Raw genomic sequence first — 16,887 nt, forward strand, 5'->3', positions numbered from 1 at the left:
GTGTGGTGCCAGAACACCCAATCAATATCTCTATCAAAAGAAAAATTATCAGGTTGAGGGACATAATCACTCATACGAGAATATAAATTCTCGCTTATTTAAGCTATTTTGTAAATAGTCAGTTTTTTTCCATTGAACAATAAAATCATTATTTAAAATATAATCTTTTGTTTTATCTTTATAATTTGCCTTATTTATTTTTTTTACTTTATTGATCACATCAGACCGAATATTTTTTTCCACATATGGACAAGATGCAAAATCAAAAAATAAAATAAAATAATGTGATGAGTTGAAAAGATCTTTATTATTTGTTAAATAATCTTTAGCCAAAGTAATTAACTTCGATTTTATTTCATCATAGACATTGTTATTTTTGATGTATAATAAAAAAGTAACCCATATAAAATAAAAATCATCTTCTGATGTAGTACCTATTAATCGTAGATAATATTGATCTAATCTATTTACATCTAGTTGATAATGGACAGGTAATAATGTTAATAAAACTAATAGATTAAGTATCTCAAGACCGTATAATTCACCTTTTGTGATAAGGAAAATATCAATAGCTTGCTTTATAAGGTCAAATATTTTTTTATAAATAACCTCTTTTATTGTTTCTTCTTTCCAAGTTGATATTGTTGTTAATAAAAATTCAACTTGTTTTGCAATTTTATCCGTTGTTCTTACCCTAATATCCATTGCATAAAAAAAGAATAAAACATCTAAATCAACTAAAATCCAATTTAAGTGATGTTCTTCTTTTTTATCTAATCCATTTATTTCATTTATAAGAACTGTAAATTGGTTTTCAATTGATTTAATAAGGTAATTAGAAATTGAGCTATACAAAACATTATTTTGAAAAATGACCATTTTAATTTTAGAAATAATTTGATTTGCTTTTCTGTCTGGATAATTTATTTTATGTATTTCTCCATTTTTTTCAGTTTTATAATTAAATAATTTATGAATAGTGTTTTTAATATTATTTTTAGTAATAGATATTTTTGTTGTAAATGGTCTAACAATATACTCTGTTTTAGCTTCATTCAGATGTAGCTTATATTTTACAAGTGCATCTGAAATTGCTAAATGAACTGCCTCTCCTACATTTAAGGATCTGTAAAAAATGAAATAATCATCAACGTACCTTCTTATTTCATAATCAATGCCATCTTCATATTTTGATTTTAATATTTTTACAATATCTATATCTATTTGTTGTAAAATTATTTCGGCAAATATTCTACAAACCTCTGGTCCAACGACTATACCATTAGTTTCTTTGTAGTTTGTATTTTGCATTAATGTATCAAAATGATGTTCAAATGAACCATTACTTCTATTCTTTGCTAGCCTTTTGTTTTTTGTCGCCCAACCAATGCTGTGTGTATATATATTAGGAAAACACTTAGATATATCAACTTGCATCATATGATTGAAACGTTTTTCTAATTTATGATATTCATAAGACTCGAAAAAACGATATAGAAAGGGATATTTAAGATACTTAAAATATGAACTAGCAGTTTTGGGGTCATCTTCATACATTTCAATACTATCAATTTTTTTTTGAGCCCCCATTTTGTTAACTTTTCCATAAAAGCTAGTGGCAATTTTAAATGGGTATCTAAGAGATTTATCAGACTTACTACAATAATATTCTATAATAGTTGCATATTTTTCATAAAAATCACACACATGTAATTGAGATAGTGGGTGAATAATAGATAAAACACGAGGGCTTTTATTTTCCCCCTCTAAAAACTTTATAGTTAAAAGGAATTAAGTTTTCACTAATTTTATTTTTTAAAGTTGAAACTGTCATATAATTACTTAAATTATTTTTAAGACAGTTATACATATTATAATTGTTGTACCATAAAGGAAGTTCATAAGGTAATACATCAGTTAGAAGTGTGCGATATTTATCTGATAAATCAATTTTTATGATGTTAGGCATTTTTCCATATCCTTACTATTTGTTGTACTTTTTTTCTTGTAAAAGTAGACTTTTTTTTATTTTTTACAAAACCATAGAAAGATTTTTTCTTCAATTCATTTTGTTGTGCAACGGTCAATCCAAACCTTTTTGAATTAATCATTTTTATATAAAAGCCATCAATTTTTTTTAATAATTCAAAATCATCGGTTACATGACAATAACTATATGCAATCCCTCCTAAAAGAGTACCATTTTCGTGTTTTTTTATAATTCGGATCGAGGATAAATAATTAATTCTTTGCTTTAATAGATTGAAATTTTTATTTGTTTTGTAATCATTAAAGGACAAGGCAATTTTACTTTTTATTCTAGATAATTTTGAGTTAGAAATACAAAGATTAACTGTATTTCCTTTTTTTTCTTTATATTTTGTCGAAAAGTTATATCCCAAGTAGTCAAAACAACAATTTCTTGATGGCGCAATTGCATATTTATCAGATTTTTTATTAATGTTTAACCCTATCTGATCTAATTCATTTATAATGTAGCCTTCTATTGTTGATTCTTTACCACACTCAACTATTATAAAATAATCATCAACATACCTTCTGAAATATATAACACCATCTTGGTGTTTTAACCCTTTATCAATTTTTTCTAAAAAAAGTTCAGTCAAAGTAGGAGAAATAGATAATCCTCTAGGTAAGCCCGAAATTTTTTGTTTTTTACATATATCATGAATTGAATTTAAAAGTTGAAGACAATTAGGTGCTAAAAGCATATCAGATTCTAATCTACTTAAAATTTTTGAAAAATTAATGGATTCATAACATTTTTCAATATCAAGTCGAATTATTTTAAAATCTTCATTGTCGGTTAATAAGCTTTTTATTTGTAGGATTAATTTTTGCCTATCAGATTGTTTTACCTTATATATTCGTCTTAAATATTTATCCAATAGTTTGATAGATAATGTATCTTCGATAGAGGAAGCTTGAAATGTTTTTTTTATTTTTATGTATATGTTCTTTAAATGGTGCAATAGAATATTTGTTAGAATTAATCTTTCTTTCTAATTCTATTAAACACTTTTCGTGTTCTGAATTATTATTCCAAAGAGACCATTTCCATACATCTCGCTTACTGATAATTTTTGATATAGCTTCAATATTAAAAGATTGTTTTAACATTATATTCCTCGCCAAAAAAGTGGACAAAAGTCACCTCTATGATATAAAAAAAATCATAGGAGACAAATATCATGGTCAAAAAATTTAGTATCGAATTCAAACAACAATCAGTGGATTATGCGTTATCTAATGCACACCTTTCTATCAGCGAACTTGCCAACCATCTAGGTGTGGGTAAATCAACCCTAGGTAAATAGATTAGGCAACTTTCCCCAAATAAAACCAGCCGTCGAGAGTTAACAACTGAGCAACAGCGGATTATGGCATTAGAAAAAGAGATTAAAGAACTGAAAATGGCCAATGATATACTAAAAAAGGCGCATGTGTACTTCATCAACAATCCAAGTCGGTGAAGTACGCTTATATGAAAAATCATTTAACCTGCTATCCCGTTACTAGGATATGCTCATTACTTGGTGTCAGTTCATCAGGTTATTATGCTTGATTAAAATATTAAAACAAATAATTATCACATTTAATCCAGCCAAACTTACTCCACGGTAACCGACTTTGCTAAATTACGAGGCTGATCGACATCGGTTCCTTTGATCAAAGCAACATGATACGCAAGTAGTTGTGTAGGTACTGTGTAATATATTGGTGCAGTAAGTTCTTCAATATGGGGAAGATTGATAATATGCATAGTATCATCACTAACAAAACCTGCATCTTCTTGAGCAAAAACATACAGTTGACCACCACGCGCTCGAACTTCTTCTATATTAGATTTTAATTTTTCTAGCATTTCGTTGGTTGGTGCCATAACAATCACTGGCATATCAGCATCAATTAATGCAAGTGGACCATGTTTGAGTTCACCAGCAGCATAGGCTTCAGCGTGAATATAAGATATTTCTTTGAGCTTTAGCGAAGCTTCCATAGCGATTGGATACTCATCACCTCGACCTAAGAATAGCGCATGATGTTTATCCACAAAATGACTAGCTAGTTTTTTTATTTGAGGTTCTGCTGTGAGCACTTGTTCAATGCGGTTTGGTAGGACTTGTAGTGCATGCACAATAGCCTGCTCAGTACTTTCAGCCATATTATTTATGCGTCCTAATTTAGCAACTAGTAGCAATAAAACCGTTAATTGTGTGGTAAAGGCTTTAGTTGACGCAACACCGATTTCAACCCCCGCCTTGGTTAATAGAACTAAATCTGCTTCGCGCACGAGTGTTGAGGCTGCCACATTACAGATAGCAAGGGTGCTTAGGTAATTATTTTCTTTGGCTAATCGCAATGCAGCGAGTGTGTCAGCCGTTTCACCAGATTGTGAAAGGGTGATAAATAAGCTATTTTTGCGACGAGCTGGATTTCGATAACGGAATTCTGATGCAATCTCGACATCACAAGGAATTCCTGCTAAAGCTTCAAACCAATAACGTGCAACCATACCTGCATTATAAGCAGTACCACAGGCAACAATTTGAACATGCTCAACCTGTTTAAGGATGGCTTTGGCTTCATCACCAAGTTCGGACAAATCAACTTTACCATGTACCATGCGGCCTTCAAGCGTATTTTTTATTGCATTAGGTTGTTCGTAGATCTCTTTTTGCATGTAATGGCTGTAGCCTGCTTTACTACCCGCATCATACTTTGCATCAGATTCTAAACATGGTCTTGCTACTTTTTGATGATTTTTGTCTAAGATTGTTACTTTTCGGTGAGTGATAAGTGCGATATCACCTTCTTCCAAATAGATGAATTGGCGAGTGACGGGTAATAGTGCTAATTGATCGGATGCGATAAAGTTCTCTCCTACGCCACAACCTATAACTAAAGGACTGCCTGAACGTGCCGCAACCAGTATATCTGGATTGCGAGTGTCCATAATGACTGTACCGTAAGCCCCTCGTAGTTGTGGAATAGCTTTTTGTACAGCGTCAAATAAGGAACAATCTTCTGTTGATATAATGTTATGAATTAAGTGGGCAATAACTTCAGTATCCGTTTCTGAACGAAATTGATAACCTTTGGCGATCAGCTTTTCACGTAGTGGTTCAAAATTTTCGATAATTCCATTATGCACAACGGCAATAAAACCAGATACATGTGGATGAGCATTGTGTTCAGCTGGTTCACCATGAGTTGCCCAGCGAGTATGAGCAATTCCTATAGATCCTTCTAGTGGATGCTGTTCAATGGCATCTTTAAGTGCTTGTACTTTGCCAACACGACGAACGCGTTGTAATTCACCTTGTGGTGAAATAATTGCCAGTCCTGCCGAGTCATAACCACGATATTCTAATCGTTTTAAACCTTCTAATAATATTTCAGCAACATCACGTTTGGCGATAGCACCTACAATTCCACACATATCTTATTCCTCGTTAGTTAGCTTTGTTGGTCGTTTCCAACCAGCAAGTTGTTTTTGTTTTACTCGGCTTACGACCAATTCGTTCTCATTCACATTATTGGTAACCGTTGTCCCTGCTGCAATAGTTGCCCCTTTACCCACTTTTACAGGTGCAATTAATTGCGTATCAGAACCGACAAACACATCATCTTCAATAATAGTTTTAAATTTATTTGCACCGTCATAATTACAGGTGATGGTGCCTGCACCTATGTTGACGTTACTACCAATTTCGCTATCGCCAAGATAGCTTAAGTGTCCGGCTTTGCTTGCTTGGCCTAGATGTGCTTTTTTTAATTCAACAAAGTTGCCAACATGGGCTTGTTCATCAAGCTGTGAACCAGGTCGTAGACGGGCGAAAGGTCCGATAGTGCACTGTTTAGCGATAGTTGAATCTTCAATAATGCTATACGCACTGATTGTTGAATTGTCATCAATTGAGCAATTTTTTAAGACACAGCCTGCACCAATAAATACGTTATTGCCTAGTTTGACATTTCCTTCAATAATTACATTACAATCAATCGTAACATCTTTACCATGCGATAGTGTGCCTCGTAAGTCAAAGCGATTTGGATCAAGCAGTGTTACACCAGCTAGTAATAAATTTTGAGCTTGCAGATGTTGATATTGTCTTTCTAACATTGCCAATTGTAGGCGATTATTAACACCTTCAACTTCAAATTGTTGAACTGGGTGCGAGGTTAAGATTTTATAACCATCTTGGTAAGCAAAAGCAATAATATCGGTTAAGTAGAACTCTTTTTGCGCATTATTATTGGTTAAACGTAATAACCAACTTTTCAATAATTTTCCGTTAACTAGCATTATGCCAGTGTTAATTTCATTGATTTTTTGTTGTTCTGGTGTAGCATCTTTTTGTTCAATAATAGCAACAACTTTGCCATTTTTGCGTTCTATTCGACCATAACCTGTTGGATCTTCAAGAATAACAGTTAATAAAGCGATACCTTGCTGGGGTTTACTGGCAATTAAAGTTTGTAGTGTTTGAACCGATATAAGGGGAGTGTCGCCATATAAAATTAAGATATCTTCGTCATCTTGAATGTAAGGGATAGCTTGTTGCACAGCATGACCAGTACCTAGTTGTTCAGCTTGATATACCAGTTGCACATGTTGCTCTTTAAGCGCATCTTTAAGCTGTTGTTTGCCATGTCCATAAACAATATTGATGCGATTTGTATTAAGTTGTTGAACTGTATCAATCACATGTTGTAACATCGGCTTGGCGCCAATTTTATGTAAAACTTTAGGTAGGTTGGAATGCATCCGTGTGCCTTTTCCTGCCGCCAAAATAATTGCACTTAGCTTTGGTGGTGAAATTGCCATAATTGGTTCCGATTTGATTGAATTAGTGTAACACTATAATCAAAATTTTTAATGAAATCATCCCCAATCTTTTAATTTTTATCATAAAAAAAGTAAAATTGATATTTACCCAAGAGTTTAACAAAAGAGGCAGCAAGTTATGAATTCCGTTATAAAAGTTTTATTACTCTATACCACACATGAAAAACAGACATTTAAGATTATGCAACGTATAAAAACACGACTTAATGGTCGATGTGATTGTGATGTTATTGAACTGTTACCTGATACTAAAATCGATTTGACGCAATACCAAGCAGCCTTATTGGGAAGTTCGATTCGTTATGGATTTTATAGCAAAGTGATGAAAGTATTTATCGATAAGAATTATCAGCAGTTAAATAGTATGAAGTCTGGATTTTTTGGGGTAAATATGGTTGCGAGGAAACCCAATAAAAATACACCAGAAACAAATTTATATACCAAAAAGTTTTTAGCTAAAATAGCATGGAAACCAGCTTTTACTGCTGTTTTTGCTGGCGCGCTTTATTATCCTCAATATAATTGGTTTGATCGCAATATGATCCGCTTTATTATGTTGTTAGGGAAAGGTGACACTGATGTAACAAAACCGGTTATTGAATATACAAATTGGGCAAAGGTAGATGAATTTGCTGAACAGTTTTATACTTAAACGTATAGTTACCGGAAACTTTTTTACAAATAAATTGATATTTTTCTAAAGATATCAAGTGTTCAACTTCTTTTAAAGAAACTTTGTGATATAGATCAACATTTCGGCTAAAAAGGTGTACAATACTGCGCCTATAGAATCTGTCTCCTAATTGGAATTTTAATTGTGATTGAAAATTTAAGAAATATTGCCATTATTGCTCACGTTGACCATGGTAAAACAACATTGGTTGATAAGTTATTAAAACAGTCAGGTACGCTAGATAATCTACGGGGTGACGATAACGAACGCATCATGGACTCTAATGCGCTCGAAAAAGAGCGTGGTATTACCATTTTAGCTAAAAATACCGCTATTGATTGGAATGGTTACCGAATTAATATCGTTGATACCCCAGGACATGCTGATTTTGGCGGTGAAGTTGAACGTGTTATGTCTATGGTTGATTCTGTATTATTGCTCGTTGATGCAATGGATGGACCAATGCCTCAAACACGTTTTGTAACGCAAAAAGCATTTGCTTATGGTTTAAAACCGATTGTGGTTATCAATAAAGTAGACCGACCAGGAGCTCGCCCTGATTGGGTGGTTGACCAAGTGTTTGATCTGTTTGTTAATTTAGGAGCTACTGATGAACAGCTAGATTTCCCTATTGTTTATGCTTCTGCATTAATGGGTATTGCGGGCTTAGATCATGAAAATATGGCTGAAGATATGACGCCACTATTTGAAGCGATTGTTAAACATGTTGAACCACCAAAAGTGGATTTAGATGGTCCATTCCAAATGCAAATTTCTCAACTTGATTATAATAATTATGTTGGCGTTATTGGTATTGGTCGTATTAAACGTGGTCGTGTTAAACCAAATCAACAAGTGACTATAGTTGATAGTGAAGGTAACAAACGTACAGGTAAAGTAGGGCAAGTGCTAGGTCATTTAGGGCTGCAACGTTATGAAGCTGAAGTTGCCGAAGCTGGTGATATTATTGCATTAACTGGTCTTGGTGAACTCGGTATCTCTGACACGATTTGTGATAACAGTTGCGTTGAAGCTCTGCCGGCATTAACTGTTGATGAACCAACAGTAACGATGTTCTTTAATGTTAATAGCTCACCATTTGCTGGTAAAGAAGGTAAATATGTAACATCTCGACAAATTCTTGAGCGTTTAAATAAAGAGCTTGTACATAATGTTGCGTTGCGCGTTGAAGAAACTCCAGATCCAGATGCTTTTAGAGTATCGGGTCGTGGTGAATTGCATTTATCAGTACTAATTGAAAATATGCGCCGTGAAGGTTATGAGTTAGGTGTTTCTCGCCCTAAGGTTATTTTTAGAGAAATTGACGGTAAAAAACAAGAACCATTTGAACAAGTTACGCTTGATATTGAAGAACAGCATCAAGGTTCAGTAATGGAAGCCCTTGGTTTACGTAAAGGTGATCTAACAAACATGTTACCAGATGGTAAAGGTCGCGTACGTTTAGATTATGTAATTCCAAGCCGTGGACTTATCGGTTTCAGAACTGAATTTATGACTATGACTTCAGGTACAGGTTTACTTTATTCTACATTTAGTCATTATGATGATATTCGCCCAGGCGAAATTGGTCAGCGTAATAATGGCGTAATGATTTCTAACGGTACAGGTAAAGCATTGGCTTATGCGTTATATGGTTTACAAGATCGTGGTAAGTTATTCCTAGGTCATGGTGCTGAAGTATATGAAGGGCAAATCATTGGTATACATACTCGTTCAAACGATTTAACTGTTAACTGTTTAACGGGTAAAAAATTGACTAATATGCGAGCATCAGGTACCGACGAAGCAACAACACTTTCACCACCAATTAAAATGTCATTGGAACAAGCGTTAGAGTTTATCGACGATGATGAATTAGTGGAAGTAACACCGTTATCTATTCGTCTTCGTAAACGTCATTTGACGGAAAATGACCGAAAACGTGCATTTAGAAGTGGTAACAAAGACTAATTAATATTAGTTCTATCGTAATATGAAAACCTCGTTATTTAGCGAGGTTTTTTTTGGCTTTTACTCTAGCAATGGCATCGGCGATAGACTGTTTTCGGTCGATCGATGTGCTAGTTTTGTTTGCCATCGGTGTGACACGAGGAAACAAAATTGTTGGTGGCACTAATTGATTATGGTTTATTCGCTGTTGCTTTTTCTCAGTTAGCGCTAACTCTTCTGATTCACTTAATACAGTGCCTAAAGTGCTTAATGTAATACAGTCTGTTGGACAGGTATTAATACAATTACTGCACGAGGTACATAACTGTGGCAAAATTGTGTGCAACACTTGCTTACTGCCGACAATGGCATCAGTTGGGCAAACACGAATGCATTTGCCACAGCCAATACAGTTTTCTTCATCAATAAATGCTTTATATTGTTCTTGGGTTTGCATAATTACTTCTTGCATTAACTTAAACCTACAATATTACCATCTTTGTCAATATCGATTTGTCTATAAGCAGGATTAGTACCTAGCCCTGGCATGGTCATCACATTACCAGCATAAACACGAATAAAACCAGCACCGGCAGATATAGCTAAATGACTGATATCGACATCAAAATCGGTAGGAACATTTTTTAAGTTTGCATCAGCACTAATTGACATTGGCGTTTTAGCAATACAAAGTGGCAAATGATCCAGTTTTAATTCTTCGATCTCTTTGATGTTTTCCAGTGCAGTGTCTGATAAATTAGCCGTGTTAGCACCATATTTTTTTACCATAGTTTGAATCTTATCTGCGAGTGGCATATTATCAGGATAAGGCAATTTGACTTCACTCGGTATATCACATGCCTTAATAACATGTTTTGCTAATTTTTCAGCGCCTTTACCGCCTTGAGTGAAGACTTCACTAACTTCACAGGCAAATGCACCATGTTCAATCGCATATTTTTGTAAAAACGCTAATTCTTCTTCACTGTCATGTGGAAAGCGATTAATAGCGACAATTACTTGTAATCCATAGCTTTTGGCATTGTTGATATGCCATGCTAAATTGGCAGCACCAATTTCAAGTAATTCAACGTTAGATTCTGAAATTTCTTTTGGAATTGCTTGCCCAGGTTTAATATTATATTTACCACTGTTAGATTTTAAACTACGAACTGTTGCAACAAGCACTACACATGAAGCTTTAATGCCAGCTTGGCGATATTTGATATTAAAGAATTTTTCCATGCCCATATCTGAACCAAAGCCCGCTTCAGTCACAACATAATCAGCAAGTTGTAACGCAATACGATCAGCAATGACAGATGAGTTACCATGAGCGATATTAGCAAAAGGTCCAGCATGAATAAGTACAGGTGTGTTTTCAACAGTTTGCATCAGGTTTGGATTAATTGCATTTTTAAGTAACACAGTCATGGCGCCAGCAACTTCAAGTTGTTCTGCGGTAATGGCTTCGCCTTGCGTATTATAAGCAAGAATAATACGACCAATACGAGCACGCATATCATGTAAATCTGAAGCTAAGGCTAAAATTGCCATGAGTTCTGATGCTGCGGTAATTTCAAATCCATCTTGGCGTGTAACACCATTAACGCCACCACCAACACCGACAGTTATTTTACGAAGCGCACGATCGTTATGATCTATCACTCGCTTCCACACAATGCGATTTACATCAATGTTTAAACGCGGTAAGCCTGTTTGTGCAGTAAATTCATAACCTAAACGTTCTTCATGATAAAGCCTTGAATCTAAAGCAGCAGAAGCTAAATCATGTGCGGCAGTAATGGCATGAATGTCACCTGTTAAGTGTAGATTTAATGTTTCCATTGGCAAAACCTCGGCTTTACCACCGCCAGCAGCACCACCTTTAACACCAAATACAGGACCTAAACTTGGTTGACGGATACAAGCGATTGCTGACTTACCAATATAATTTAAGCCCTCACTTAGCCCGATAGTATTAACTGTTTTACCCTCACCAAGTGGCGTCGGCGTGATAGCAGTAACTAATACCAATTTACCGTTAGGTTTGTTTGGTTTGGTTTTAAGAATGGATAGATCAACTTTTGCCACATGCTTGCCGTAAGGCAGGACAAATTCTTCTGGAATGTTGCATTGTTTAGCTATTTCGGTAATTGGATGTAATGGCATATTAATTCTCATCTAACAGTAATTTGGGTTATCAGTATAAATAATTTGATTTGCCGAATAAAGCGACAATTTTATCTTTATCGTTTTTCGGCACAATTCGCAATTATCTTGTTATAATTACTAAATCTATTCAATCAACATATATTTCATTAAAGGATAATAATTAAATGAATTGGTTTTCTGAGTATTCTCTTTTTTTAGCTGAAACAGCAACAGTTGTTATTGCAATTTTAGCTGTGCTTGTTTTTATATTAAGCCAACGCCGTAAATCAGCAACGGTGGCAGGGCGGTTATCGGTTAAAGATATTAGCCAAGAATATGAACAAGTTAAAGACGACATGTTAATGTCAAGCATGGACGAGTTAGAAGCTAAGCTGTTTATGAAAGATCTTAAAAAACAGAAAAAAAATGAGAGAAAGCAAGCGAAATTAGCAGCTAAACAAAAAAAGAAACAAGCTAAAAATCAAGAAAAATCTGCCGAACAAACTTCGTCAGATTCAGATAATGTAGCGAAACCAGTAGAAAGTAATACAAACCAACAAGTTAAACCTAAATTATTTGTATTATCTTTCAATGGCAGCATGAACGCACACGAAGTTGAAGAATTACGCCAAGAGATCACTGCTGTATTAGCTGTTATTAAGCCTGAAGATAAAGTTGTCATTAAGCTTGAAAGCCCAGGTGGCGTGGTTCACGGTTATGGTCTTGCTGCATCGCAATTATTACGGTTTAGACAGCGTGATATACCTTTCACTGTAGTGGTTGATAAAGTTGCGGCAAGTGGGGGATATATGATGGCTTGTACCGCTAACAAAATTGTGGCAGCACCATTTGCAATTGTGGGTTCAATTGGTGTGGTTGCGCAGATCCCTAATTTTAACCGCTTACTCAAAAAACATGATGTAGATATTGAATTACAAACGGCAGGTGCGTATAAGCGTACATTGACGATGTTTGGTGAAAATACCGAAGAAGGACGTCAAAAATTCAAACAAGAATTAGAAGAAACTCATCTTTTATTTAAAGACTTTGTTAAAGAGTATCGCCCAAATGTTGATATCGAACAAGTTGCAACAGGCGAACACTGGTTTGCAACTCAAGCTAAAAATAAAGGCTTAGTTGACGAAATCAGTACGAGTGATGACTTTATTTTATCTCACTTAGAAACACATAAAATTATCTCAGTCTGCTATCAACGTAGGCAAAAGCTATCGGAAAGAATTTCGAAGAACGTGATGAAAAGTGTAGAAAGATTGTTTTTCAGACAAGAAAACGGGCTGTAATAGCCCTTTTTTATTTAGCAAATACTTATATCCTCTTAGACCTAAAATTCAAAAATCATAAATTAAGCTCACTTTTAACGTAAAAGTTTATCAGCAACTGATTAATTTTTAACGATAGCATTAATTGTCAAAACTGAATATCCATTATTCTAAATAGGTTTAATATATAAACAATCCATAAAAATTAATGGGTAAACTCTTTCCTTTAATTACATTTCTTTATGTTTCTCCTTGAGGACAATTAATATGTTTCAATGGCTTTCAAATTGGGTTTTAGATGGGCTTAAACACTCCCCAGAAATTCTATTATTTTTATCGTTAAGTTTAGGATATTTAATTGGTGGCATTCGAATGGGTAAATTCCAACTCGGTGGTGTTGCCGGTTCGTTACTTGTCGCTGTTGCTTTAAGTGTTTTTGGCGTTACTATTGATGCTGGGGTTAAGTCGATTCTCTTTGCACTATTTATTTATGCTGTGGGTTATGAAAGTGGTCCTCAGTTTTTCCGTTCACTAGGCGTGAAAACATTACGCGAAATATTCTTAGCATTATTTATTGCTGTCGCAAGCTTTGTGACTGTTGTAATTTTAGCTAAAATATTCAATTTAGACAAAGGCCTTGCTGCTGGTTTAGCAGCAGGAGGATTGACCCAATCTGCCATTATGGGCACAGCCTCTGATGCATTAAGCCAGCTTGGATTAAGTGCTGAAGAATTAAGTAAAATGCAAGCTAATGTCACTATTGGTTATGCAGTCACTTATATATTTGGTTCACTAGGTGCCATTATAGTGTGTGTCAATATTCTACCAAAAATAATGGGTAGAGATATTGGCGATGATGCAATTAAAGCACAAGCAGAACAGCTTCATGGTTCGCTCTTATTGGGCAATGATCAAAATTTAGCTTTATCTGATATTAGTGGTCGTTTGTATCGTATTACCAATAAAATCAACCAAACTGTTTCCCATATTGAACAAACTGTAAATGGTATCAGTATTGAACGTATTAAACGTGGCAATAAAATAATAGAAGCAACCCCTGAAACAGTATTAAAGTCAAAAGATATCATTCTGGTTGTGGGTCATCGTGACGCTATGATTAAAGCACAAGATCTACTTGGTAGCGAAGTAAATTCAGCATCAGGTATGGATGTAGTGATGAACAAACTAGATGTTGAAATGCGTAATAGCCGTTATGTGGATCAAAATCTTACTCAAGTACTTCAATCTGACGAAGTTATGAAATTAAAACATGGAATATACCTTTTGGCTATTCATCGTGATGGACAATCCCTTCCTCTTACTAACGATATTAATTTAAAACTTGGTGATGTTATTACTATTTATGGTGCTGATGGTGATCTTCGTCGTGTTGTAGATAAAATTGGTGCTCCAATCACTAAAAGTGAAAAAACTGACTGGATATTTCATGGTTTAGGGCTTGTTGTTGGTCTTATTATTGGTTTAATCGTTATACGTGTTAGCGATATTCCTATTACATTAGGAGCTGGCGGCGGTGCGCTTTTATCGGGATTATTATTCGGCTGGTATCGCTCTGTTCATCAAACTATCGGTAACATACCAACTGGTGCTGTGCAACTTTTAAAAGATTTTGGCTTGGCTGGTTTTGTGGCGGTTGTTGGTTTAAGTTCTGGCCTTCAAGCGATTAATACTATTAAAGAACAAGGTTTATCTCTATTTTTAATTGGTGTTGTTGTTACTTTATTGCCAATGTTACTTGCCATTTATTTTGGTAAATATGTATTAGGCTATAAAAATGTAGCGGTGTTTGCCGGTGCTTTAGCGGGTTCGCGTAGCGCTAATCCTGCTTTTGGTGAAGTGCTAAATAAAGCTGGTAACTCAACACCAACCAACTCTTTTGCCATTACTTATGCTTTAGCTAATGTTTTCCTAACTTTATTAGGACCATTAGTTGTTGCTTTTGTTTAATTGATCCATCAAATTAAGGATACAAATGTATGAAAAACAAAACAGAATACAGTCAATATGCTAATTTAAGTCCTTTTGAATTAAAAGATAACTTAATTAAACTGGCACAAAGTCATACTGATCGAGTAATGTTAAATGCAGGTAGAGGTAATCCCAACTTTCTTGCTACTTGGCCTCGTCAAGCTTTTTTCCAATTAGGTGTATTTGCAACCCAAGAATCCGAAATGTCATTTTCATATTTAAATGAAGGTATCGGTGGCATGCCAATTAAAGCAGGACTAACCGGACGCTTTGAACATTTTATTTGCCAAAATTACAACACTCCTGGTGTTGCCTTTTTAGGTAAGGCATTTTCTTATATTCGTGATCAACTAGGGCTTGACGAAAACGCCTTTTTACAAGAAATGGTAGAAGGTATTTTAGGATGTAATTATCCAGTACCAGATAGAATGCTACATTTTAGTGAAGATGTGGTTAAAGCATATGTTTTACAACAAATGGGTGCTCAATATCTGGATCGTAATGATATAGATTTATTTGCTGTTGAAGGTGGCACAGCTGCCATGGCTTATATTTTTAACTCAATGAAAGAAAATGGATTAATCCAAAAAGGTGACAAAATTGCCATTGGCGCACCTATATTCACGCCTTATCTCGAAATTCCTGAACTTAACGATTACCAATTAGTTGAGGTATTAATTAATTCTGATCCTAACTCAAATTGGCAGTATCCTGAGTCAGAATTGCGTAAATTAGAAGATCCAGCAATTAAAGCCTTTTTTGTTGTTAATCCTTCAAATCCACCATCAGTTAAAATTGATGACAAAAGTTTAAAAATCATTGCTGAGATTGTTAAAAAACGTCCTGAATTGATCATTTTGACTGATGATGTTTATGGAACATTTGCCGATGATTTCCAATCTTTATTTGCAATTTGCCCTCAAAATACTATTTTAGTTTATTCATTCTCTAAGTATTTTGGTGCTACAGGTTGGCGTTTAGGTGTTATTGCAACAGCACATGATAATGTAATAGATAAAGCCATTAAAGCGTTACCAAGCAAAACCAAACAGATCTTAAATAAACGATATAGCTCAATTGTTACTGACCCTGAAAATCTAAAATTTATAGACCGCTTAGTAGCCGATAGTCGTGCGGTTGCATTAAACCATACTGCTGGACTATCAACACCACAGCAAGTACAAATGGTATTATTTGCATTATGTGAAATGATGGATAGCGATCAAAGCTATAAAACAGCATTAAAATCGCTAATTCGACGCCGCGCAGCATCACTTTATCAACATTTAGGTCTTAAACATCAAACCGATGAAAACAGTGTAGATTATTACACTCTAGTGGATCTTGAACATATTTGCCGAGAATTATATGACGATAAATTTGCTAAATGGATCCTAAAAAATAAAAATCCATCTGAAATGTTATTCAGAATTGCTGATGAAGCAGGTGTTGTACTACTACCGGGTAAGGGATTTGCTGTAGAACATCCTTCTGCTCGAGCATCGTTAGCAAACTTAAATGAATATCAATATGCCGCAATTGGATTATCAATGAGTAAATTAGCAGAAGAATATTATGCTGAATATAAAGCGAAGAATTAATAGTTAAATATTTAAATCAATAAACTTAATTAATACCCTAGCTAGTCTAGGGTTTTATTCAACCAAAATGTTGTAAATTTTCTACTACTGATGTATCCAAAAGTAACAGTATTACGACAATCTATCTTTTGAGAAAATATAAAATCAATATACTACCTGAGTTATGTAAAACGAAAAATAGACCTATCTTTATAACGTTAAAAGGTTAATATAACCATTTATACGTCGTCAAAATATGCTGACAAATAAGCGAGCATAACACGTCAAAAAAGCGTGTTGGAAGTGTTAGGTATTTTGTCAAGAATAAAATATAGCTGATTTGTCAAAACCGAAATAAAGTCAAATATTATCATTCAACTACTTTGA

14 protein-coding genes are annotated in these 16,887 nt (G+C 34.4%); 6 read left to right on the plus strand and 8 right to left on the minus strand.

Going from position 1 to position 16,887, the window contains the following annotated elements:
• Window positions 1-66: 66 nt before the first annotated feature.
• Genes drt3b through ACGH49_RS08675 form a run of 4 tightly spaced genes read right to left on the minus strand, consistent with a single transcriptional unit; the run spans window position 67 to window position 3,141 of the window.
• A complete protein-coding gene (gene drt3b / locus ACGH49_RS08660; RefSeq protein WP_411589025.1) occupies window positions 67-1,707 on the minus strand; it encodes an antiviral reverse transcriptase Drt3b in 1,641 nt (546 codons plus the stop codon).
• A gap of 46 nt (window positions 1,708-1,753) precedes the next feature.
• The gene (locus ACGH49_RS08665; RefSeq protein ID WP_411589026.1) at window positions 1,754-1,969 is read right to left on the minus strand and encodes a hypothetical protein; all 216 of its coding nucleotides are present in this window, start codon (window positions 1,967-1,969) and stop codon (window positions 1,754-1,756) included.
• On the minus strand, window positions 1,962-2,993 hold the full coding sequence (drt3a, locus tag ACGH49_RS08670) for an antiviral reverse transcriptase Drt3a (RefSeq protein ID WP_411589027.1): 1,032 nt from the start codon (window positions 2,991-2,993) through the stop codon (window positions 1,962-1,964). The genes ACGH49_RS08665 and drt3a overlap by 8 nt, the downstream gene beginning before the upstream one ends.
• Entirely contained in the window at window positions 2,902-3,141 is a 240-nt protein-coding gene (locus ACGH49_RS08675) for a hypothetical protein (protein WP_411589064.1), read from the minus strand. Before ACGH49_RS08675 ends, drt3a begins: the two co-directional genes overlap by 92 nt.
• A gap of 71 nt (window positions 3,142-3,212) precedes the next feature.
• On the opposite strand from ACGH49_RS08675, the gene ACGH49_RS08680 reads away from it, so the two are divergent.
• The gene (locus ACGH49_RS08680) at window positions 3,213-3,338 is read left to right on the plus strand and encodes an IS3 family transposase (protein ID WP_065606649.1); all 126 of its coding nucleotides are present in this window, start codon (window positions 3,213-3,215) and stop codon (window positions 3,336-3,338) included.
• Between the two features lie 293 nt (window positions 3,339-3,631).
• Here ACGH49_RS08680 and glmS read toward each other — a convergent pair whose 3' ends face one another.
• Window positions 3,632-5,464: a glutamine--fructose-6-phosphate transaminase (isomerizing) gene (gene glmS / locus ACGH49_RS08685; protein ID WP_411589028.1), complete on the minus strand. Its 1,833-nt coding sequence runs from the start codon at window positions 5,462-5,464 to the stop codon at window positions 3,632-3,634.
• Between the two features lie 3 nt (window positions 5,465-5,467).
• Window positions 5,468-6,853, minus strand: coding sequence for a bifunctional UDP-N-acetylglucosamine diphosphorylase/glucosamine-1-phosphate N-acetyltransferase GlmU (gene glmU, locus ACGH49_RS08690; RefSeq protein WP_411589029.1), 1,386 nt, complete (start codon window positions 6,851-6,853; stop codon window positions 5,468-5,470).
• Window positions 6,854-6,992: 139 nt separating this feature from the next.
• Here glmU and hemG point away from each other — a divergent pair, with 139 nt between their 5' ends.
• Window positions 6,993-7,526 carry a menaquinone-dependent protoporphyrinogen IX dehydrogenase gene (hemG, locus tag ACGH49_RS08695; RefSeq protein WP_411589030.1) on the plus strand — a complete coding sequence of 178 codons (534 nt, stop codon included), beginning with the start codon at window positions 6,993-6,995 and terminating at the stop codon, window positions 7,524-7,526.
• Window positions 7,527-7,691: 165 nt separating this feature from the next.
• Entirely contained in the window at window positions 7,692-9,518 is a 1,827-nt protein-coding gene (typA, locus tag ACGH49_RS08700) for a ribosome-dependent GTPase TypA (protein ID WP_065561705.1), read from the plus strand.
• A gap of 34 nt (window positions 9,519-9,552) precedes the next feature.
• Here the strand turns inward: typA and ACGH49_RS08705 are convergent, their stop codons facing one another.
• Together ACGH49_RS08705 and ACGH49_RS08710 are read right to left on the minus strand one after the other, a co-directional pair.
• Window positions 9,553-9,969 (minus strand): RnfABCDGE type electron transport complex subunit B, encoded by a 417-nt coding sequence (locus ACGH49_RS08705; RefSeq protein WP_065590068.1) that lies wholly within the window; start codon window positions 9,967-9,969, stop codon window positions 9,553-9,555.
• Window positions 9,969-11,669, minus strand: coding sequence for a formate--tetrahydrofolate ligase (locus tag ACGH49_RS08710; protein ID WP_411589031.1), 1,701 nt, complete (start codon window positions 11,667-11,669; stop codon window positions 9,969-9,971). The genes ACGH49_RS08705 and ACGH49_RS08710 overlap by 1 nt, the downstream gene beginning before the upstream one ends.
• Before the next feature lie 167 nt (window positions 11,670-11,836).
• Here ACGH49_RS08710 and sohB point away from each other — a divergent pair, with 167 nt between their 5' ends.
• The 3 genes from sohB (at window position 11,837) to ACGH49_RS08725 (ending at window position 16,521) form a co-directional block, all read left to right on the plus strand.
• Window positions 11,837-12,952: a protease SohB gene (gene sohB / locus ACGH49_RS08715; protein ID WP_034912717.1), complete on the plus strand. Its 1,116-nt coding sequence runs from the start codon at window positions 11,837-11,839 to the stop codon at window positions 12,950-12,952.
• A 246-nt stretch (window positions 12,953-13,198) separates the two neighbouring features.
• Window positions 13,199-14,899, plus strand: coding sequence for an aspartate-alanine antiporter (gene aspT, locus ACGH49_RS08720; RefSeq protein ID WP_065610318.1), 1,701 nt, complete (start codon window positions 13,199-13,201; stop codon window positions 14,897-14,899).
• 29 nt (window positions 14,900-14,928) lie between these two features.
• Window positions 14,929-16,521 carry a bifunctional aspartate transaminase/aspartate 4-decarboxylase gene (locus ACGH49_RS08725; protein ID WP_411589033.1) on the plus strand — a complete coding sequence of 531 codons (1,593 nt, stop codon included), beginning with the start codon at window positions 14,929-14,931 and terminating at the stop codon, window positions 16,519-16,521.
• Window positions 16,522-16,887: the final 366 nt, after the last annotated feature.

Origin of the sequence: Gilliamella sp. BG7 (genome assembly GCF_046635565.1) — a bacterium.
Classification (GTDB): domain Bacteria; phylum Pseudomonadota; class Gammaproteobacteria; order Enterobacterales; family Orbaceae; genus Gilliamella; species Gilliamella apicola_P.